Annotated in this window: 20 protein-coding genes; 10 read left to right on the top strand and 10 right to left on the bottom strand. The window is 57.3% G+C overall.

Features of this window, described 5'->3' with window-relative positions:
• Position 1: 1 nt before the first annotated feature.
• The 4 genes from FO268_RS12970 to FO268_RS12955 all read right to left on the bottom strand — a co-directional run bounded on the left by FO268_RS12970 (position 2) and on the right by FO268_RS12955 (position 4,439).
• On the bottom strand, positions 2 to 460 hold the full coding sequence (locus FO268_RS12970; protein WP_150993672.1) for an FKBP-type peptidyl-prolyl cis-trans isomerase: 459 nt from the start codon (positions 458 to 460) through the stop codon (positions 2 to 4).
• Entirely contained in the window at positions 460 to 2,667 is a 2,208-nt protein-coding gene (locus tag FO268_RS12965; protein WP_150993670.1) for an acetyl-CoA hydrolase/transferase C-terminal domain-containing protein, read from the bottom strand. Before FO268_RS12965 ends, FO268_RS12970 begins: the two co-directional genes overlap by 1 nt.
• 167 nt (positions 2,668 to 2,834) lie before the next feature.
• The gene (locus FO268_RS12960; RefSeq protein ID WP_150993668.1) at positions 2,835 to 3,149 is read right to left on the bottom strand and encodes a hypothetical protein; all 315 of its coding nucleotides are present in this window, start codon (positions 3,147 to 3,149) and stop codon (positions 2,835 to 2,837) included.
• A gap of 252 nt (positions 3,150 to 3,401) precedes the next feature.
• Positions 3,402 to 4,439, bottom strand: coding sequence for an NADP(H)-dependent aldo-keto reductase (locus FO268_RS12955; protein ID WP_150993667.1), 1,038 nt, complete (start codon positions 4,437 to 4,439; stop codon positions 3,402 to 3,404).
• Positions 4,440 to 4,550: 111 nt separating this feature from the next.
• Between FO268_RS12955 and FO268_RS12950 the strand changes: the two genes are divergently transcribed.
• Both FO268_RS12950 and FO268_RS12945 read left to right on the top strand, forming a co-directional pair.
• Positions 4,551 to 5,798 carry a glycosyltransferase family 4 protein gene (locus FO268_RS12950; RefSeq protein WP_150993665.1) on the top strand — a complete coding sequence of 416 codons (1,248 nt, stop codon included), beginning with the start codon at positions 4,551 to 4,553 and terminating at the stop codon, positions 5,796 to 5,798.
• Positions 5,764 to 6,336 (top strand): phosphatase PAP2 family protein, encoded by a 573-nt coding sequence (locus FO268_RS12945; RefSeq protein ID WP_150993664.1) that lies wholly within the window; start codon positions 5,764 to 5,766, stop codon positions 6,334 to 6,336. Before FO268_RS12950 ends, FO268_RS12945 begins: the two co-directional genes overlap by 35 nt.
• Here FO268_RS12945 and FO268_RS12940 read toward each other — a convergent pair.
• Positions 6,294 to 8,420 carry a tellurite resistance TerB family protein gene (locus FO268_RS12940; protein WP_150993662.1) on the bottom strand — a complete coding sequence of 709 codons (2,127 nt, stop codon included), beginning with the start codon at positions 8,418 to 8,420 and terminating at the stop codon, positions 6,294 to 6,296. The two genes, FO268_RS12945 and FO268_RS12940, sit on opposite strands and share 43 nt — an antisense overlap.
• Before the next feature lie 82 nt (positions 8,421 to 8,502).
• On the bottom strand, positions 8,503 to 9,567 hold the full coding sequence (gene dinB / locus FO268_RS12935; RefSeq protein WP_150993660.1) for a DNA polymerase IV: 1,065 nt from the start codon (positions 9,565 to 9,567) through the stop codon (positions 8,503 to 8,505).
• Positions 9,568 to 9,681: 114 nt separating this feature from the next.
• Between dinB and FO268_RS12930 the strand changes: the two genes are divergently transcribed.
• From FO268_RS12930 to FO268_RS12895, 8 genes are all read left to right on the top strand, one after another.
• Positions 9,682 to 9,963 carry a DUF1244 domain-containing protein gene (locus FO268_RS12930; RefSeq protein WP_150993659.1) on the top strand — a complete coding sequence of 94 codons (282 nt, stop codon included), beginning with the start codon at positions 9,682 to 9,684 and terminating at the stop codon, positions 9,961 to 9,963.
• Positions 9,960 to 10,349: a HopJ type III effector protein gene (locus FO268_RS12925; RefSeq protein ID WP_150993657.1), complete on the top strand. Its 390-nt coding sequence runs from the start codon at positions 9,960 to 9,962 to the stop codon at positions 10,347 to 10,349. The genes FO268_RS12930 and FO268_RS12925 overlap by 4 nt, the downstream gene beginning before the upstream one ends.
• On the top strand, positions 10,346 to 11,110 hold the full coding sequence (gene minC, locus FO268_RS12920) for a septum site-determining protein MinC (protein ID WP_150993655.1): 765 nt from the start codon (positions 10,346 to 10,348) through the stop codon (positions 11,108 to 11,110). Before FO268_RS12925 ends, minC begins: the two co-directional genes overlap by 4 nt.
• Before the next feature lie 65 nt (positions 11,111 to 11,175).
• Positions 11,176 to 11,988 (top strand): septum site-determining protein MinD, encoded by an 813-nt coding sequence (minD, locus tag FO268_RS12915; protein ID WP_150993653.1) that lies wholly within the window; start codon positions 11,176 to 11,178, stop codon positions 11,986 to 11,988.
• 3 nt (positions 11,989 to 11,991) lie between these two features.
• Positions 11,992 to 12,246: a cell division topological specificity factor MinE gene (gene minE / locus FO268_RS12910; RefSeq protein ID WP_150993651.1), complete on the top strand. Its 255-nt coding sequence runs from the start codon at positions 11,992 to 11,994 to the stop codon at positions 12,244 to 12,246.
• Positions 12,247 to 12,441: 195 nt separating this feature from the next.
• Positions 12,442 to 13,191 carry an START domain-containing protein gene (locus FO268_RS12905; protein WP_150993649.1) on the top strand — a complete coding sequence of 250 codons (750 nt, stop codon included), beginning with the start codon at positions 12,442 to 12,444 and terminating at the stop codon, positions 13,189 to 13,191.
• A gap of 58 nt (positions 13,192 to 13,249) precedes the next feature.
• On the top strand, positions 13,250 to 13,741 hold the full coding sequence (locus FO268_RS12900) for a CBS domain-containing protein (RefSeq protein ID WP_137437497.1): 492 nt from the start codon (positions 13,250 to 13,252) through the stop codon (positions 13,739 to 13,741).
• 20 nt (positions 13,742 to 13,761) lie between these two features.
• Complete coding sequence (locus FO268_RS12895) at positions 13,762 to 15,147, top strand: PhoH family protein (RefSeq protein ID WP_227716450.1); 1,386 nt, start codon at positions 13,762 to 13,764, stop codon at positions 15,145 to 15,147.
• Positions 15,148 to 15,238: 91 nt separating this feature from the next.
• Here FO268_RS12895 and FO268_RS12890 read toward each other — a convergent pair whose 3' ends face one another.
• From FO268_RS12890 to FO268_RS12875, 4 genes are all read right to left on the bottom strand, one after another.
• Positions 15,239 to 16,348: a porin gene (locus FO268_RS12890; protein ID WP_150993647.1), complete on the bottom strand. Its 1,110-nt coding sequence runs from the start codon at positions 16,346 to 16,348 to the stop codon at positions 15,239 to 15,241.
• A 76-nt stretch (positions 16,349 to 16,424) separates the two neighbouring features.
• Positions 16,425 to 17,951, bottom strand: a complete 1,527-nt coding sequence (locus FO268_RS12885) for a tripartite tricarboxylate transporter permease (protein WP_150993645.1) — start codon at positions 17,949 to 17,951, stop codon at positions 16,425 to 16,427.
• Complete coding sequence (locus tag FO268_RS12880; protein ID WP_150993643.1) at positions 17,951 to 18,397, bottom strand: tripartite tricarboxylate transporter TctB family protein; 447 nt, start codon at positions 18,395 to 18,397, stop codon at positions 17,951 to 17,953. Before FO268_RS12880 ends, FO268_RS12885 begins: the two co-directional genes overlap by 1 nt.
• Positions 18,394 to 19,371 (bottom strand): Bug family tripartite tricarboxylate transporter substrate binding protein, encoded by a 978-nt coding sequence (locus FO268_RS12875; RefSeq protein ID WP_150993641.1) that lies wholly within the window; start codon positions 19,369 to 19,371, stop codon positions 18,394 to 18,396. The genes FO268_RS12880 and FO268_RS12875 overlap by 4 nt, the downstream gene beginning before the upstream one ends.
• Between the last annotated feature and the right edge of the window lie 135 nt (positions 19,372 to 19,506).

Raw genomic sequence — 19,506 nt, 5'->3', positions numbered from 1 at the left:
CTCAACTCAGGGGGTGGCCTGCGTTGATTTCCTCTTCCGTGGCTTCACGCTTGCCGATAATCTCCAGGTCGAAGTAGAGAGTGAAACCCGCCAGCGGGTGATTGGCATCGACCCGAACGAGATTGCCGTCAATGCCCACCACCTGGACCACCTGAGCCCTGTCGCCGGTGTTAGTCTGGAATTTCATCCCCACGTGCAGGTTTTCCACCCCCTCGAACATCGAGCGAGGCACCTTGCGGATCAGTTCCGGATTGTGCTCGCCATAGGCCATGGACGGGGGTACGGTGACTTCAAGGCAATCCCCCACATTGCGGTCTTTCACCGCTTTCTGGATGCCTTCAATAATTTCCGGGCTACCCTCCAGGAAATACAGCGGCTCGCTGCCCTCGGAAGTGTCGACCAGTTCTCCCACTTTGTTCTTGAGAACATAATGAACGGTAAATACGGCAGGTTTTTGCATCAGGCAGTACGGTTTCCTGTTTCCGGTGTATCAGTCAGATTCAGTGCATGAATAACCAGGCGTTGATCCAGCCTGGCTTTCAGGCCTCTGGGCTCGTCCAGACTCATGCGCTCCAGCAACGACCGGTACCGGCCCTGATCGTCTTTTGCCTTCACTGCATGCCACAAGGTTGCCAGTTTACCACGACGGGTCGCCGTTGCGGCCTTGAGGGTCTGCAATGCCTTGCCCAACCTCAGTTCTTCGTCGGTGAAATCCCGGCCAAACGGGAAAGGAGGAAACACCTCCTTGTCACCAGCGGCTTTGATAGCAGCCTGGATCGCTTCCGGCGTATTGTTGCACCACTCTTCTGGCAACCGGAACGACGGATCGACTTTTCCTGCTTTCTGGGCCTGCTTCAACAGATCCTGCTGGAAGCGGGAGTCGGCAATACGGATCAGGCGCAGGTATACCTGCTCATCTGACTGACCACGCAGGTCCGCGATGCCATACTCGGTGATCACGATGTCCCTGAGGTGACGGGGAATGGTGCAATGGCCGTAACTGAACACAATGTTGGACAGGGTTTTACCCGCCGAACTGCGGGTACTGCTCAACGTCAGCACAGACCGGGCGCCCGGCAGCTCGTGAGCCATGGCCACAAAGTTGTACTGACCGCCCACGCCACTGACCACGCGACCATCGTCCAGTCCGTCGGAGACGGCCGCTCCGCTGAGGGTATACATCATCGCCGAGTTGACGAAACGGCTGTGGACCCTCTGTGCCACTTTAAGTCGCTGATTGCCAAAGGCGTGATCATAAAGATGGTTGATGTAATTGACGCTGGTCATGCAGATACGGTCTCGTTCCTGCGGCGGCATATCTCGCAAGCGCTGATAGAACTGCTCCGGACCGACATAGAAACCACCGTGCAGAACAATACCCCCGGCCAGCCTCTCACCCAGGGCCATAGAGGCAATGGCCTGCCTGTCCTCGTCACTGTCCAGGTCGGGGCCGAGTGACTCTTCACCAATCCTCAGCCGCCCTCCTTTGAATTCAACGCCCGGGTGGAAAATACCGTAACGACACAACCACTCCACATCGCGGGCCCGCAAAGGCGATGCAATGAGTTTTTCCCGCCGCAGCAAGTCCAGAGTGTCTATTGACACGCTGTGAGCCAACTCCCCCCGGTTGATCAGCGTCTGCAAGCCGGCATGATCGAACACCTCCCGATGCAGCACACCGGCTTCCATCAGGTAGATGAACCCGTCGACCATCATCTCACTGCAACCGTAGAGGCCCTCTGTAAAGGTACCGGTGCCGCCATAATCGTTAACCACCGGAAAGCGCTCGGCAACCCTGAGATGGTCAAAAACCTTTTTCCAGTGCTCGTTATCGGTGTGCCGCAGGATTGTACTGTGAACCAGCGCTGCTCCCAGGGAACCGATGCCTACCTGAAGGGTGCCTCCATCTTTAAGCATCGCGCTGGCATAAAAGCCGATCATGTGGTCTTCCGGGCTGACCGACATCTGTGGAGCAGAGAACAAGGGGTAATCAGAGACCTCGTGCTCGAGAACCAGGTCAAATTGACTTTGTTCCACCGCCGCATCGTTGCCCAAGAATGGAAGGTGGCTATTGGTTTCAGCCACGAGAGCAACGGCCATTCCGGATTCCTCCCGCTCCCGGAGCAAGGGAATCAGATCGAGTGTCAGGTCCGGATTGCAACTCAGGCTAAAGGTCTCCTGTTGCTCGGGCTCTGCGGGAGGCGCCACCATCTGCCCCACCACATTGACGCCAAGCGCCATCAAATCACGAACAGCGTGGGTGTAATTGGTACAGACGTAGTTTCGCTGCTGAGTCTCATTATGGAGAAAGGAGCCTGCCTTGAAGAAGAATTCCGACACTTTCACGTTGGCCGGCAGCTTTTGCCGGATCACGTCCCGTGCGTATTCAAGTTCCGGGATCCGACCGTAGAGTCGCTCGGCAAACGGCCCCATGAAGCGCTTCTCCAATGACGAACTTCCACCCGGGGCGGTCAGGGACAGCGCGGTAACGATGTGCAACTGTATGGAGGAGTCCTCCTTCGCACGCTGATACAGGGCATTCACGAAGCGGACAGGTTTACCAAGACCGAGCGGGAGGCCCAGCGTGATGTTCTTTCCCACACGACGGATCAACTCGTCCACACACTCAGCGCTACTTCCAAGCGTTACCGGTTGTTCCTTTGCCATGGCCATACTCCGTTATCTGTGCGTGAAAATGCATAGGACAGGAATAATCACATGCGAAAACGAGTCAGGCAATGCGCCCGGTCATATAAACGCCAGCTCAGGAAGGTTAATACACAGAGGGGGCAATCAATACCGGCACGGAGCGCCGGGAAACGGGGTTAAGCCGATCAGAAGTTCCACTTGAGATTGAGGCAGGCACCCTCGTCAAGCAGAGCAATACCGTGGTCAGGCCGGGCGCGGTCAGAAGCGTAAGTCTTTTCCCGGGAGTCCGCGCGGCTGAAACCGAGGCTCAGCAACCGGGAGCCGAGGTTCGCATACATGTCCACGTCATCACTCTCAAAATCTCCGGCCATCTGATCCTGGAGTTGGTAGATGTCTTCAATCGGCACGTCATCGGCAAAAACGCGCTCATTGGCTTCTGCGCGAACCACGAAAGCGATCATGTTGAGAGCAAGGAGTGCGATGAAGATACGGATAATCATGGTGGTTTTGGCGACCTGTTAGCGAAACGGAAGTCTACTGTCACGTAATGCTTAAGTCTAATGATTAACGGCCGGAAAGATGTGATTTTGCACACAACTTCGCCGTATTTTTGTCACCACACCACCACGATTTTGTCAAAATATTACCGATCTCTGTTGCAACCTGTAACTAGAGGGTCTACTCACAGGTTCTTGTCAATAGAATAGCGCTTAACGCAACCATCTTGTTAAAGAACGGTAATCACTCCTCGCTCAAGGGCAGGGATAGGTGTACTCCCTGTTAAGGTCTTCGATCGCCGCTAGCACATCATCCTCCAGGGAAACCGATGCAGACCCCAGGTTTTCCCGAAGCTGATCCAGGGTGGTCGCACCAATAATATTACTGGTCACAAAACCACGGCTGGTCACATAGGCGAGCGACATCTGCACTGGTGAGAGGCCATGGCTGGCAGCCAGATCCACGTAGGCACGGGTAGCCTCGGCCCCCCGGCCACTGGTGTAGCGTGTAAAACGCTCATAAAGGGTCATTCTGGCACCCTCCGGGCGTCTGCCATCAAGGTATTTGCCAGAAAGCATTCCGAACGCAAGGGGCGAATAGGCCAGCAAGCCCACCTGTTCGCGGCAGGCGACTTCCGCCATCCCCACCTCGAAGGTACGGTTGAGCAGGTTGTAAGGGTTCTGGACGCTGACAATGCGGGGCCAATTACGCTCCCGGGAAAGGCGCAGGTACTCACTGGTGCCCCAGGGCGTTTCGTTGGAAATACCAATATGTCGAACCTTGCCCTCCTCTACCAGTTCAGCCAGAGCACTCAGGGTTTCTTCAATGGGCGTGGCCTGCTCATCCTCGCTGTGCTGATACCCCAGTTTGCCAAAAAAGTTCGCATTCCGGTCCGGCCAGTGCACCTGGTAAAGGTCAATGTAGTCTGTCTGGAGCCGGCGCAGGCTGTCGTCACAGGCCTGACGGATATGGGCCCGGGTCAGGCGGGGGCCATTACGCAGGTACGTCAGGCCGTTGCCCGGCCCGGCGACCTTGGAGGCAATCACCAGATCGTCCCTGCGGCCACGCTTCGCCAGCCAGTTACCCAGATAGGTCTCTGTAAGCCCCTGGGTCTCGGGCCGTGGAGGTACCGGGTACATCTCTGCTGCATCAATAAAATTGACGCCTTCGGCGGTTGCCAGATCCAGCTGGTCAAAGGCCTGCTGTTCGGTGTTCTGCTCCCCCCAGGTCATCGTGCCGAGGCAAATCTCACTGACCTCAATATCGGTTCTGCCCAGTTTTCGGGTCTTCATGCTTCCTCCCGGATTCGTTATTGGAACGGAAAAGAGTCAATTGCTGAAAGGGTAAACGGATTGTCACGGAATTGTCCCGCTACTGTCATGCCAGCTTTCCATAGTAGAGGCATGCCAAAGGACACCGCAGGAAAAACCGTGACCAGAATCACCCAGGCTTCAGGGCGCAGGCTTCACATTACCATTGTTTCGGAGACCTTTCCTCCGGAAATCAATGGCGTGGCCAACACCCTCAGGTATCTGTGCCTGGGGTTGAGGCGCCGCGGTCACAGGGTGACGATTATCCGTCCTTGCCAGAGCCATGAATCGAAACGCGACCTTTCCGAAGCGGGGGAACGCCTGTTCTCGCAAGAGCATATCGTTACCGGCCTGCCACTTCCGGGTTATGGGGAATTGCGATTCGGCATCCCCCGTCCCGGTTTCCTTGCTGCTCTCTGGAAGCGTCAACGCCCGGATGCAATCTATGTTGCCACCCAGGGCCCCCTTGGTGTTGCCGCAGTCTCAACCGCCCGGAAGGCTGGCATACCGGTGACCTCCGGCTTCCACACCAACTTCCATGCTTACAGCCGCTATTATGGCGCCGGTTTTCTGGAGAAATTACTGTGCGCTTACGGTCGCTGGTTTCACAACCGGACCGCCCTTACCCTGGTTCCTACGCGGAAAATAGCCCGCACCACGGCTGACATGGGCATTCACCCCACCTCCGTCTGGAGCCGTGGTGTCGACTGCAGCCGTTTTGCGCCCCACAAGCGCGACCAGGCACTGCGGCAGCAATGGCAGCTACAACCCGAGGACCGGGCCATTCTCTACGTGGGACGGCTCGCTCCGGAAAAGAACCTGGGAATGGCGGTGTCGTGCTTCGAGCGGCTTCGCAGTTTGCATCCCAACGCCAGATTTATCCTGGTGGGAGACGGCCCCATGCGCAAGCGCCTGGCCGAACGCCATCCGGACTATATTTTTGCCGGCACACGGCGGGGCGAGGATCTGGCCCGGCACTATGCCTCCGGCGATATTTTCCTGTTTCCCAGCAAAACCGACACCTTCGGTAATGTGGTCACTGAAGCGATGGCAAGCGGCCTTGCTGTTGTCGCATTTGACGATGCCGCCGCCAGCGAGCATATCCGCCACGAAGACAACGGGATGAAAGCACAGCTGCACTATGACGAAGGCTTTGTTGATCACGCCCTGCGTCTTGCCGACCAGCCAACACTGATGAACAGAATTCGTGCCCAGGCGCGCCTGGATGCACTGGAACTGGACTGGGCGGCGCAGATCGATCAGTTCGAGCAATTGATACTGAACCAGCCACAAAGGAATCACTCCAATGCCCTCCAACAGCAAGGCATCTCGCTTCTTTAGCGTGGTGGATCAGAGGGAGTTTGCCCTCTGCCAGTCCATCAATCGCAGCCTGAGATTCCGCCCGGTTCACGGTTACTTCCAGGTGGTAAGCCGGTTGGGCGACGGCTGGTTGTGGTATCTGGTGATTCTGGCCATGCCATTGATCAGGCCACAAAACGGGCTGGCCATCGCATTGCTGATGGTGGTCACCGGGCTGACCTGCACCATAAGCTACAAGCTGTTGAAACACTGGCTGATCCGCGAGCGGCCGTTCATTTCATTCCCATCCATCAACTGCGGCACCCCTCCCCTTGACCGGTACAGTTTTCCCTCCGGCCACACATTACACGCTGCCTGCTTCAATACTGTGCTGGCCATGACCACGCCAGAGCTGGCCTGGCTGCTCCTGCCATTCACCCTGAGTGTCGCCACGTCCCGTGTGGTACTGGGGCTGCACTACCCCAGTGACGTCGCCGCCGGAGCCCTGATTGGCGGTAGCCTGGGTCTGGTTTCGGTCTACACCATTGGCGAGCCGCTGTCGGTCCTGTTTGCAGCCTGAACAGTAACGCCCGGCCCGGGCCCCACCCATCCCCGGCAGAGACTACAGGCTGCAAGCTCACTCTGGGGATCAAGATTCAGAGCCCTGGCGATGCACTCCAGAATGTACTGTTCCGGTACCTGGAACACGCCGTCCGCATACCCGGTGGCTGCACTCAACTGAACCATCAGCCCCGCCAGATACTCGCTACCTCTCAGCATCTGTAATGCTTGTAGCATCTCGTTTCTCAACTCTTCCGCGTCCTCCTCACGCCAGCGCTCGACCTGCTGCATCATCTCTTCCATTCCGGCGTCAACCGTGAAATCCAGCAGGTTATGTTCTGCCAGTTTGTTAAGCGTGTCCCGCAGAACATCCCGCTCGGCATGATCCAGCAGTCCATCAGCCATAGCAGATGACGCAGCAACTTTCGTCAAAAGGTTTTTCAACATGAAGGGTGCCAGCTTACCCGCCTCGATCCTCAAGTCATGGCTGTTGCGATCAATGTAGCGACAGACCCGTTGCACAGGGCTGCGATAGCGGTTTTGCCGATACCAGCCGGGGACCAGTGCGCCAATCAGCGCAGCGGCCACCGTGCTCTGAACAATGAATTGCACCGCACCTGCGACACTTGCATCCCTGAATTCGGGCGCCTTGGTTCCCTCGAACGGGGGAAAACCATGCATGGCGCTGTAACAGATATAGGCACCGACAACACCGATGATGCCCAGGGCCAACGCATCCAGCCATCGTCTGTAGCGGGCCGGCCAACGCCGCCATTCAGTATCACAAACCCAGGCAACACCGAACCCTATGGCAAATGAGAGGAACAGGTAGGGAAAGGACCAGGAAAGGTCGACAATCAGCTGGTCAAACCCTGCCTGATAACTCCTGCCGTCAAACACATAACGGGTGAACCGCAACGCGGAGATCACAACCAGGCTGCCACCGACTGCTAGGACGCCAGAGAAAACATAGCCACCCCATGGACGGCTGCGATTTGCCTCGATATCGGCGAATCGCCAGCGGCTTTTGGGAAATGTGCCGGCGTGAGCCGATACGCCAAAATTGGCCCCCATCAATAGCGCGAAGAATACGACGGTACCGAAAGGCGCTCCATTCCCCCCCTCGATGGTGTAGCGAATAAATGACACCGCCATAAAAGCCGCCATTGCTATCGCAACGACCTGAAGCAGCTTTGCCATGCCAAGCGATTCCGGTTCATCGTCCGGCACTTCGAACCCGAAGGTTTCCAGTGCGCGCCGACGTGCTCCCGGTCCGATCTCGATGTCCAGCACTGCGTGGGCCAGCAGGCGGCACAGCCTCATGAACAGGTCGCGCCCGTCGCTCACCAAGGAATCCCTTAGGTCTTTTTCGATACGCTGCGGGCGCCCTCCCAGCTCCTCCAGCCGCCGATAATAGGCGGCAATTCGTGAGCTGAGGGTGGTGAACTCCATGCTCAGGGCCTCATACTCGCTCTCCCGGTCCTGGATAAAACGGTGATAGCGCGAGCGGCCTTCATGCCAATGCCTTACCTCATTGATCAATGACCAGACCGTTGCCCAGGCGAAGGCTGGCGAGGCATGGTCATCGGTTAACTCGCTCCGATTCGCAGGAATGTCAAAGGCCTTGGCATCCCGCTCCATCTCGTCAAATTTCATCGGAAAAATATGGTAAGGGGCACGGTACATCTGATGGGCAAGCTTGACCGCATGCCCGGGTATTTCGGCCAGGTCCCAGAATATCTGCAGCAGCTTATGGTCTACTTTCTTCAGCACCGGAAAGTTCGGCAGCAACGCGGTGAAAATCAGTGCAATCGTCAGTGGGCTACGGAAGAGGTCGCCACCCTCCATCTCGGATCCAGCGGGCCATCCCAGCAGTGGCAGTATCCGGTCAACCACCTCCGGCGATACCCAGGCAAAGAACGTAACCAACCAGTAGATCAGTACCAGGGCGCCGGAATACAACACAAAGCAACCATTGAAGCGCCATCGAGTGGTGGAGCTGCGGTTGGATACCGGTGTGTTGAACCGGCCGTAGGCATGAAATATGACAAAAAAAGCCCCGAGTCCGAACTCAAAGGCTTCAGAGGCCAATAAACTGTCCATAGTTCAGGCTCCGTGCGCCCTGTTAAAAAGATAGCACCCTGAACTAAAACAGCCAAATAAAGGCCAAACCTTCTTTTCCGGGTCAGTCGAACAGCCGCAACTGCATAACCGGCGACTCGTCGTTGCGGAACCTGACCCCAAGCCCCAGCAGACGCACCGGGCGCCCTGTATCGGTAACCAGTTCATCCAGCAGCGGCTGATAATCTTCCAGCCCGGGCTCCCGGATCTGTTCCCGCACCCGTTCCAGAGTGTGAGTGGAAAAGTCGCTGTAGCGGATCTTAATAAACAGCTTGTGGATGGGCTTGTGGGCCGCCTTGCGGCGCAGCCTCAGGTTCAGGTCTGCCACCAGTGAGGCCATAACCGAGTCGCAGGCGCGCTTGTCGGGAAGATCCTGGGAAAAGGTACGCTCTACGCTGACGGATTTGGCAATCCGGGAGACCACCACTTCGCGATCGTCGCGGCCAAAGGCCATTTCCCGCAGGCGGTACCCCTGCTTGCCAAACTTTTCCAGTAGCACATCGGCAGGAACATTCTGGAGATCGCCGCAGGTCATGACGCCTAGCCCATGGAGTTTGCCCGCGGTTACCTGCCCGACCCCGAACAGCTTTTCAACCTTGAGCTCCTGCACAAAGCCATCCACATCCTCCGGGCGAATGACAAACAGACCATCGGGTTTTTTCCAGTCACTGGCAATCTTGGCCAGGAATTTGTTGGGAGCCACACCTGCGGAGATGGTAATCCCCACTTCCTCTTTCACCCGACGCCTCAGGTACTGGGCCATCAGCGTTGCACTGCCCTTGTGGTCGCTCACGTCGCTGACATCCAGAAAGGCCTCATCCAGTGACAAAGGCTCCACCAGATCCGTCAGCTCCCGCAGTATCGCCATCACCTGTTTCGACACCACGCGGTAACGGGCCATGTCGGTCGGTACGGTTACCAGCCCCGGGCAAAGGCGCCGCGCCTCCCCGCCGGGCATGGCCGATCGCACCCCATAGGCTCTCGCTTTATAGTTGCAGGTGGTGACCACACCACGGCCGCCCTCACCACCCACTGCCAGGGGAACGTCGCTCAACGAGGGATCGTCCCGCATCTCCACGGCGGCGTAGAAGCAGTCGCAATCTACATGGATAATCTTGCGCTGGGCCATGATTCTTCTAGCAAGTAAATTATCTGTACATATGTACAGCCTTGTATCTTACGGTAACATGCCGAGAATGTCAGGAGCTCTATACTTCAACTCCAGCAACAGGTGCAAACGACCATGACGAACCCTATCCCGGAACCATCCCAGACAGAAATCGAAGCCGCCGCGTTTCGGAAACTGGTCAGTCACCTGCGTGAGCACACTGAGGTCCAGAATATTGACCTGATGGACCTGGCTGGCTTCTGTCGCAACTGTCTGTCCAAGTGGTATCGCGCGGAAGCGGGTGAAAGAGGTTTCGAACTGTCAGACCCGGAAGCTCGCGAAATTATCTACGGTATGCCTTACGAGGAGTGGAAAGCCCGGTATCAGGAAGGCCCGAAAAGGGATCACCACGCATGAACCTCAATGACGCGGTTCGCATTCATCTGGCCTCCGCAGAGGCCGGCCATGGCAACTTTGACGACACCTTGGCCCTGATTGACCGTTTTTTTGAGTACCAGCCTACCGGGTTCCACAACGGCCCGTTGTACAATGGCGCCGGCGAGAATGCCGGTTCGTGCCGGGTTTTTGCCCTGGCCCAGTACTGCAACCTGAACGAGGCTGACACATTGCGCCTCTTCGCACAGCATTACCGGCAGGTGCTGGATGAGCCGGCGGGCGAGAGCCATGGTAACATTCGCCAGTTTATCGGCACCGGCTGGTCCGGTATCCGCTTTGACGGCCCGGCGCTTCGCAAACGCCCGGCTACCACCCAGGACGACACCACGGAAGAGAACCACCCATGAGCGAAACCGCCGTATCAGGGGTAAAACAATGTTTCCAGCTCAAGAGTGCCAGCGTTTCCATGACGGCACTGGAGCTGTACTTCTTTGACGATGAAGAATTCGAGAGCACTCTACGGGACAAGATCAGCCAGGCTCCGGGCTTTTTCAAGGATATTCCGCTGATCGTCAGCCTGGAGAAGTACGAGGGCCTGAGCAGCGAACTGGATTTCTTCAAGATCATCGGCACCTGCCGCCGTCACAACATTCACGTGATCGGCGTACGCGGCGGTAACGACGACCAGCGCCGGCTGGCACGGGGTGCTTCTCTGGCACTGCTTCCTGGGGGCAACCAGAGAGACCGCGAGATTGACACCGGGCCGGAAACAGAATCAGCCGAAGCCATAGACAGCCCGGCACCGCCACGGGTGGAAAACCATGGTGAGCCCGCACCCGCCAGAATCATCAATCAGCCGGTGCGCTCGGGGCAGCAGGTATACGCACCGGACGGCGACCTGATCATTCTGGCGCCAGTCCAGGCCGGCGCTGAAGTGCTGGCAGCGGGCAATGTCCATGTGTATGGCCCTCTACGCGGCCGGGCCCTGGCGGGCATCCATGGCGCCGAACACGCCCGGGTATTCTGCCAGTCTCTTGAAGCAGAGCTTGTGTCCATCGCCGGACACTATAAAATCTCCGAAGATCTTCAGGACAACGGCTGGAAAACCGCCGTGCAGATCCAGCTCAGGGATGATCTGCTGGTGGTGACGCCACTGGAAAAGGCCTGATCAGAACGTAACTACCCGCTCATGCGGGGAAAACGACGAATCCACCGCAAAACAGGAATGCAACCTTGGCTAGAATCATTGTCGTTACCTCAGGAAAAGGTGGCGTAGGTAAAACCACAACCAGCGCCTCCATCAGCACCGGGCTGGCAAGACGTGGCCACAAGACAGTGGTTATCGATTTTGACGTGGGCCTGCGCAACCTGGATCTCATCATGAACTGCGAACGCAGGGTGGTGTACGACTTCGTGAACGTGATCCAGGGCGAAGCCACACTGAACCAGGCCCTGATCCGGGACAAACGGGTTGATACCCTCTATATCCTTCCTGCCTCCCAGACCCGGGAGAAGGAGGCGCTCACCAGAGAGGGTGTTGAGAAGGTCATCAATGACCTGTCTGAACGCTTCGACTATATCGTCTGCGACTCTCCGGCCGGCATTGAGCACGGCGCCCTGATGGCCCTGTACTACGCTGACGAGGCGATCGTAGTGACCAACCCGGAAGTCTCTTCCGTACGGGACTCGGACCGCATTCTGGGCATTCTGCAAAGTAAGTCCCGTCGAGCTGAGATGGGCCAGGACCCGGTAAAGGAACACCTGTTGCTGACCCGCTACAACCCGGACCGGGTGTCCCGGGGGGAAATGCTGTCCGTGGCAGACGTGGAAGAAATCCTCGCCATTCCCTTGCTGGGGGTAATTCCCGAATCACAGATTGTACTGAACGCCTCCAACCAGGGGCTTCCCGTCATTCTGGAGGAAGACAGCGACGCCGGGCAGGCCTATGATGATGCTGTTGCCCGTCTGCTGGGTGAGGAGCGCGAGCATCGCTTCATGTCATCCCAGAAAAAGGGATTCTTCTCACGGATGTTCAAGGGGGGCTGACGGATGAGTTTCTTCGACTATTTCAAGAGCAAGAAGAACAATCGCTCCGCCAGCGTTGCCAAAGAACGGCTCCAGATCATCGTTGCCCATGAGCGGGGCCAGCGCGAACAGCCGGACTACCTGCCGGAGCTGCAGAGAGAGCTGCTGGAGGTCATCCGCAAGTACGTTCAGATCAGCGACGACATGGTGCAGGTGGAAGTGGACCGCAATGACAGCTGCTCCGTACTCGAGCTGAATGTGACGCTGCCCGAGCACTGACCTGCCCCGATGTGCACCAGGCAGCCCCGGCCTTACCTGCCGGGGCTGCCGGTTCCCCGGCGCCCGTCAAATCGGGCCAAAAGTTACCTTCACTATTTCAGTCAGTTACCCAGTTCACAATCCCCTGATTACATCGGCCTGACACGCCACTACCCATGATAAACTCGCCCGGACATTTCCAAGGATGAGAAACCTATGCATAACCTGAGGACCCCGGGCACTCGTCGTCGGGTTTCCACGCTGGCCATGTTGCTGGTGGCAACCATTGCGTCTGCCCTGGCCTCGGCCACCACACTGGCAGACCTTCCGGATGAAAATGCCGAAGGCTGGAGCCTGCGCAAGGAGACTGACAACATCCAGGTGTTTACCACCGACCAGCCCGCCTCCAGCTTTCAGGCTTTCAAGGCGGAAGCCATCCTTGATGTGCCCATCGAAAACCTCATGGCCGTCATGGTCAATCCGCAATCCTGCGTGGAATGGGTGCACAACTGTTCTGAATCCTACGCCTTCGGAGACGGCAGTTTCCATGACCGCTATGCCTACTCGGTTAATGACATGCCCTGGCCGGTCACCGACCGGGATTATGTCATTCGCATTCGCACGCGCGGTGACCAGTCCACCGGAGAGATCGTGATGGACCTGAATGCCATCCCCGACCGGCGTGAGAAAGAAAGTGATTACGTCCGGGTGGACAAGTCCGACACCCTGTACCGGTTCACCCCCGAAGGCGACCAGACCCGCATGATCTGGGTACAGCACACCAACCCCAACGGGTCGATTCCCGGCTGGTTGGTCAATACCCTGCTGGTGGATATTCCCATCCGCTCAATCGAGCAATTGGAGCGCGTAGCCCGGCGGGACCGTTATCAGAACCACGAACTGGTCTATGGCGATGACGGAAAACTGAAAGATGTGGTTCCGCAAACTCAATCAGGGGATGACTAGCCACTCAGTTGCAGCTAAGCTCTTTTACAAAGGACCTGTTAACGGAGCAGAATCGTAAATGACCGTACTCGCTTACGAGATCATGACCCCGAGCATCAAGGCCGTACCCCAGTCATGGACGATGGACCGGCTGGCAAGATTCCTGACCGACAATGAGATCACCGGCAGCCCTGTTACCGATGAAACCGGTGAGATCGTCGGCATTGCCACCCTCAAGGACATCACCGAATTCCGCTGGAACGCCTCCCGCTCCGAAACCGATACCCGCATGACGCCGGAAGAGGAACAGGAAGCCAGGCGGTTGCGTATGGCCATTTTCGAGGAAATGGGCAAGGTACCGGTGGAGGTGCGCGATATCATGACTCCCATCGTGTTATCCGTTGACGAGCAAACGCCGGTACGCGACATTGCCGATATTATGATGCGTGAGCACCTGCACCGGATTTTCATCACCAAAGATGAGAAAATCACCGGAATCGTGACCACGTATGACATGCTCAAACTGATCTCCGACCAGGAGCTCACCAACCGCTGTGCCGGGAACGGCTGACCAGAGAGGTATCACACCCTATGCCAAGAGCACCGCAGGCTCGCAGAAAGATGTATGTCCTCGACACCAACGTCCTCATCCACGACCCGAACGCCCTCCTGAATTTTGAAGAACATGACGTCATTATCCCGATGACGGTCCTTGAAGAACTCGACAGTCTCAAATCCGGAAAACAGGCGGTCGCCGCTGACTGCCGCCAGGCCATACGCAACATCGACAAGTTGTTGGGAGACGCCAGCCCCGGAGACATAGAGAAAGGCGTTCCTATTGTGCGCGGCAAAAAGGCAGAACCCCTGGGGGCACTGTCGATACTGATGAGCACCGAGCATCATGGCAACCATGCCCTGCCGGAACACCTCAACGACAACAAGATCATAAACACCCTGGCCGCCCTGCAGGCCCGCCACAAGTCCCGCGATATCATCCTTGTCAGCAAGGACATCAACATGCGCCTGAAAGCCCGGGGTTTCGGTGTGGAAGCCCAGGACTACCACAATGACATGCTGCTGGACGACATCGACCTCCTGCCCAAGGGTTACAAGGAGTTCTCCAACTCCTTCTGGGACACCATCGAGAAAGTGGAAACCATCCAGCGGGAAGGCATCACCGAGCATATCCTGCGCCGCGAGGGCGACCTGGCCAAGCTGACGATCAACGAGTTCGTGATTGACGAGCAGGGCTTCGTAGGCAAGGTATCGGATCTCAGCGACGACCAGATCGTTATCCGTGACCTGCATCAGCACGACCTGATGAATGAAGAAGTCTGGGGCCTGGTACCACGGGACATCTACCAGGCCATCGCTCTGAACCTGCTGCTGGACCCGGACATCCACCTGGTGAACCTCACCGGCTCCGCCGGCTCCGGCAAAACGATCCTGGCCTTGGCCGCTTGCATCGAGATGACCGTTGCCAGCAAGATCTATAAACGGATTATTGCTACGCGCAGCACCCAGGGGCTGGACGAGGATATCGGCTTCCTGCCGGGCACCGAGGCCGAGAAAATGGAGCCCTGGCTGGGCGCCATCGTGGACAACCTGGAAGCCCTCCACGAAGACGATGAGAACATGACCGCCAGCGTGGACTACATCCTCAGCAAGGTGCCGCTGCACTTCAAATCGATGAACTACATCCGCGGGCGCAGTTTCCAGCACAGCCTGATCATCATTGATGAATCCCAGAACCTGACGCCCCATCAGATCAAGACCATCATTACCCGTGCCGGCAACGGCTCCAAGGTGATCTGCCTGGGCAACCTGGCACAGATCGACACGCCGTACCTCAGCGCCCTGAGTTCGGGCCTGACCTATATGACCGAACGCTTCAAGAGCTTCCGCCATGGTGGGCATATTCACCTCCAGGGTGTGCCCAGGTCGGTACTGGCGGAATACGCAGAAGCAAATCTCTAATCTTTCAGGTAAAAGCAAAAAAGCCGCACCGGGAAACCGGTGCGGCAAAGTGGGGGCTATTCACCCGGGCACAACAACAGATGCGGGCGGTTCAGAATTTGAGCCGCCCTCCGACCAGCACCGTGCTGACATCATCAAAGTCTGCGCCTGAGCGATCCAGAGAATGGTTGTTGTAACCGGCATAGGTCTCAAACCACTTGATCGGGGTAAAGACATAACCTACCCCGACGGTTTCCGCCGAATCGCCCTTTTCTGCGCGGTCTTCCGTTTCCATGTAGTGGATATCAAAGGCATGCCTGCCAAATTTGTAGCCCAGTTTGGCGAGGTAGAAATCGGCGTCTGGATTAGCCGGGTTATCGTCGCTGTTTGTCGAGTAAGCCCCCGTGAGGTTGATACCACTGTCATGCAACCATGACAGTGAGCCGCCCATAGTCTCGGAGTCGCCAGCTACGCCGCCTACATCCCTGACCGAATACCCCAAAGCCCCGTCGATCTTGCCGCCAAACTCTCCAGAGAACCTGACCCCGATTTCCGTCACATCATCACCACCTTTGATACCCTGGCTTATCACGGGCTTGAACGCCCCCATGGCGGGAAGGTCGTATCTCACACGGCTATAACGGCTCTCGAAGTCCTGATCGCTGGTTGTCGCCCCGAGCGCAACCCGGGTACTGCTGGCGTCATCCAGAAAGTCGAGGCTGCCACCCACCAGGCTGGGATTGGTGTAGGATATAACCTTGGTACCCGACAGGTCCCGTTCGATATTTCCGTTTGCCGCCCCGTCACCCTGACCGAGTGATACCTTGCCGAATCCACCTGAAACAAAAAGGTTGAGCTGACGCTCGTTGAATTCGCCACTGATTGAGCGCTCTTCAAGGGTCACCTTGTTGGAGGCATTCTGCTGGTACTCCAGTTCCACATGGGCGCCGATTGTCAGATCTGTACCATCGAGATCGCCTTTCAGCTTTGCCCCGATGCGGCTACCGCTGTTGTCATTGTCAACGATAAAGTGCTCACTGCCGTCACCGGTATCCCCGAACAGAACGCCGTAGTTCAGCTGGCCATAGACATCAACGGCGATATCCGATACCGGCACCTCACTGGAGATCTTCGGCGCCTTGGACTGGGCCACCACGCCGGAGGCAGTGAAGCCACAGACAGCCGCGGTAATGCAAGACACCAATAGTTTTTGTTTTCTCATTGAACAATTCCTCTCTTGATTGTATTTATTGCTTTTCAGGACTGACAAAGGTCCGTTGAAATGAGCCGGACCACGCTCAATCGCTTACCGGGCTTTCCTTCATGGCAGCGTTCATACGGCGACGCAGCATGGGGCCAACCACGTAAGGCAATACCAGGCTCAGGCCCGCAACCAACCAGAAACTCTTGGCCAGGGTGCTGGCCCAAAGGACACTCCAGTCACCGTCAGACAGCACCAGCGCATGCCCGAGGTTTTTCTCCATTTCCGGCCCCAACAACAGGCCGAGGATGATCGGCACCACCGGCACCTCCAGCTTTCTCAGGAAATACCCCACGGCACCAAACGCCACCATGAAGTACAGGTCGAAGGTGCTATTGCTGATGGAGTAGATGCCAACGAAGGCCACCATGGTCACGATGGGCAACAGGTACATGGGGGGAACGGATAGAAGCCGCACAAAGAATCCGACCAGCGGGATGTTCAGCAGCAACAAAAGCACGTTGCCTATAAGAAGGGCTGCGATAACGCCCCAGACAATATCGGCATTCTGGGTAAACATCAGCGGGCCGGGCGTGATGTTCAGTGAGATCAACATCGCCAGCAGCACGGCCGTGGTCCCGCTTCCGGGGACCCCCAGGGTCAGCATGGGAACCAATGCCCCTGATGAGGCCCCGTTATTCCCAGCTTCAGGGGCTACCACGCCACGTATGTCACCTTCACCGAAGTGTCCTTTTTTGCCCAGCACCTGCTTTTCCAGGGTGTAGCTGATAAAGCTGCCCAGGGAGGCACCGGCGCCGGGTAGAACCCCGGAAATAAACCCGAGCACACCACCGCGCAACTGGGTGGGGATGGTGGTAAGGATTTCCTTGAAAGTAAGCGTCAGCTTGCCCACATTCATCTTTTTGCGTCCGCCACCGATCCGTGACTCCACGAAAAACAGCAGCTCAGAAATGGCGAACAGGCCAACGATGGCAAGGATGAAGTCAATCCCTTCGTACAGTTCCAGCACCCCGAAGGTGTAGCGCTGGGTGCCGGTGGAGATATCAATACCTACCGTGGAGATCATGATCCCCAGGGTGGCGGCAATAACCGTTTTCATCGGGTTCTTGCCGGTGATACCGCCCAGGGTTGCGAAAGCCAGCAGAAACAGCGCGAAATACTCCGCAGGGCCAAAACTCAGCGCGAACTTTGCCAGCACGGGTGCCAGCATGATCAGGCCGATCGTACCTATCAGGCCGCCCGAGAAGGACGCAATCGCTGAAATCGCCAGCGCATCTGCCGCCCGCCCCTTCTGGGCCATGGGATAGCCGTCCAGACAGGTCATCATTGCCGGTTCGTCACCGGGGATGTTGAGCAGGATTGAAGAAATGCGACCGCCGTACATGGCACCCGCGTACACCGAGGTCAGCAGGATCATGGCCGTTTCGGGGGGCAGGCCGAGGGCAAACGCCAGGGGAATAAGAATAGCCACGCCATTGGCAGGACCAAGGCCCGGCAGACAGCCAATCAGCGTACCGGCAAAGGCGCCAAACAGCGCAAACATCAGGTTGTACGGTGTTAACGCAACCGCAAAACCCTCGATGAGAAAACCGAGCGTTTCCATCAGTTCACCTCCAGTAAGCCGGCGGGCAGGTTCAGGGACAGGCCGAAGTTGAACAGCACAAATACCACCACCGCACTCGACAGGCCGGTCAGGAAGGCGCTTCTGACAGGAGCGCCCATGCGCCAGCTAAGAAGCCCTACAGCCAGCGTTGTCGAAATGACAAACCCCAGGGGTTCAAGCAACAGTGCGTACACCACCAGCACAACGAGGGACACCACGAGCTCCAGTGCTGTTCTGCCCAGCGGCCACTGAGCGTCCGGGTCCGGCTTGACCATCAGGTAGATGCTGCCAGCAGCCAGAACAACCGCAAGGATGGTCGGGAAGGTTTCCGGCCCCACGGTCTCGGCGCCACCAAAAGGCTCGGGCCACTGCTGAGCGACCCAGCCATAGGCAACCGCCAGCACCAGAAGGCCCAGGCCGAGAAATCGATCACCGAGCCCCGTCATTTCAGCAGCCCTATTTCCCGAGACAGGCCTTCGATGTCCTGCACCTGTTGTTTCACAAAAGCATCGAACTCTCCCGCTGGCGGATGGAAGGGAATGAGACCGTTGGCCTTCATAACCTTCTTCCATTGGTCACTGGCATAGAGGGTATCAATCGCATTACGCCAGAACTCTTTTGACTCGCTGGAGGCGCCTTTGGGCATATAGAAGCCGCGCCAGTTGGGACCAACCGCATCAATCCCCTGCTCTTTTGCTGTGGGGATATCCGCAAAGTCTCCTGGCAAGCGCTCATCTGCCAGCACAGCCAGAACACGAAGATCACCCGACGACAGAAAACCGGTCACTTCGGAGATGTCACCCGTAAAGGCGTCCACCTGGCCACCGACCACCTGTGTCATGGCCTCGCCGCCATTGTTGTAGGAAAGGTAGGGAATTTCAGGCAGCTCATCGGCGCCAGCCGCCTTGGCAGCAATCAGCACCTTCAGATGGTCCCAGCCACCTCTGGCACTGCCGCCGGCAAACTTCACCGATTTCGGATTCTTTTTGGCGGCATCCAGAAGCTGATTCAGATTTTCATATTCAGAGTCCTTGCCCACGGCAATAACGCCATAGTCGGCCCCCAGGGCGCCAATCCAGGTCACCATGTCGGCCTCCAGCCCCGGAAACTGCTTCTGGGCCAGGCGGGTGGTGGTTGCTGTTGACGCAGCCACGATCAGCTTGTCGTCTTCCGCGCGCTTGCTGACGGTGTGGGCATAGGCAACACCACCACCTGCCCCGGCCATGTTCACGGTCTGCACGCTGCCATCAATCAGCTCAAGGTCCCTGAGAACGTTACCAGCACTGCGGCAGGTAAAATCCCAGCCGCCGCCCGGATCTGACGGAGCAATGCATTCAACTTTTCCGGAAGGTTGCCACGCAGTGGCATGAAGGCTGAAAGCCGCTGCCGCGATGAACGACAGGCTTCGTTTGATCATCATCGTTGTCACCTCTGTCTTGTTGTTATGAGCGCTTCCGGTGTAAAGCCAACGGAGAGCGGAACAAGGCAGAGGTTAGAGGCTGACCACCGCGGCCAGAAGCTTGTGCGCGTAATGCCTTTTAAGAAATTTAAGGGC

Origin of the sequence: Marinobacter denitrificans, from assembly GCF_008795955.1 — a bacterium.
In the GTDB taxonomy this organism is placed as follows: domain Bacteria; phylum Pseudomonadota; class Gammaproteobacteria; order Pseudomonadales; family Oleiphilaceae; genus Marinobacter; species Marinobacter denitrificans.
Note: the sequence above shows the minus strand (reverse complement) of the source record. Positions and strands in the feature narration are given on the sequence as shown.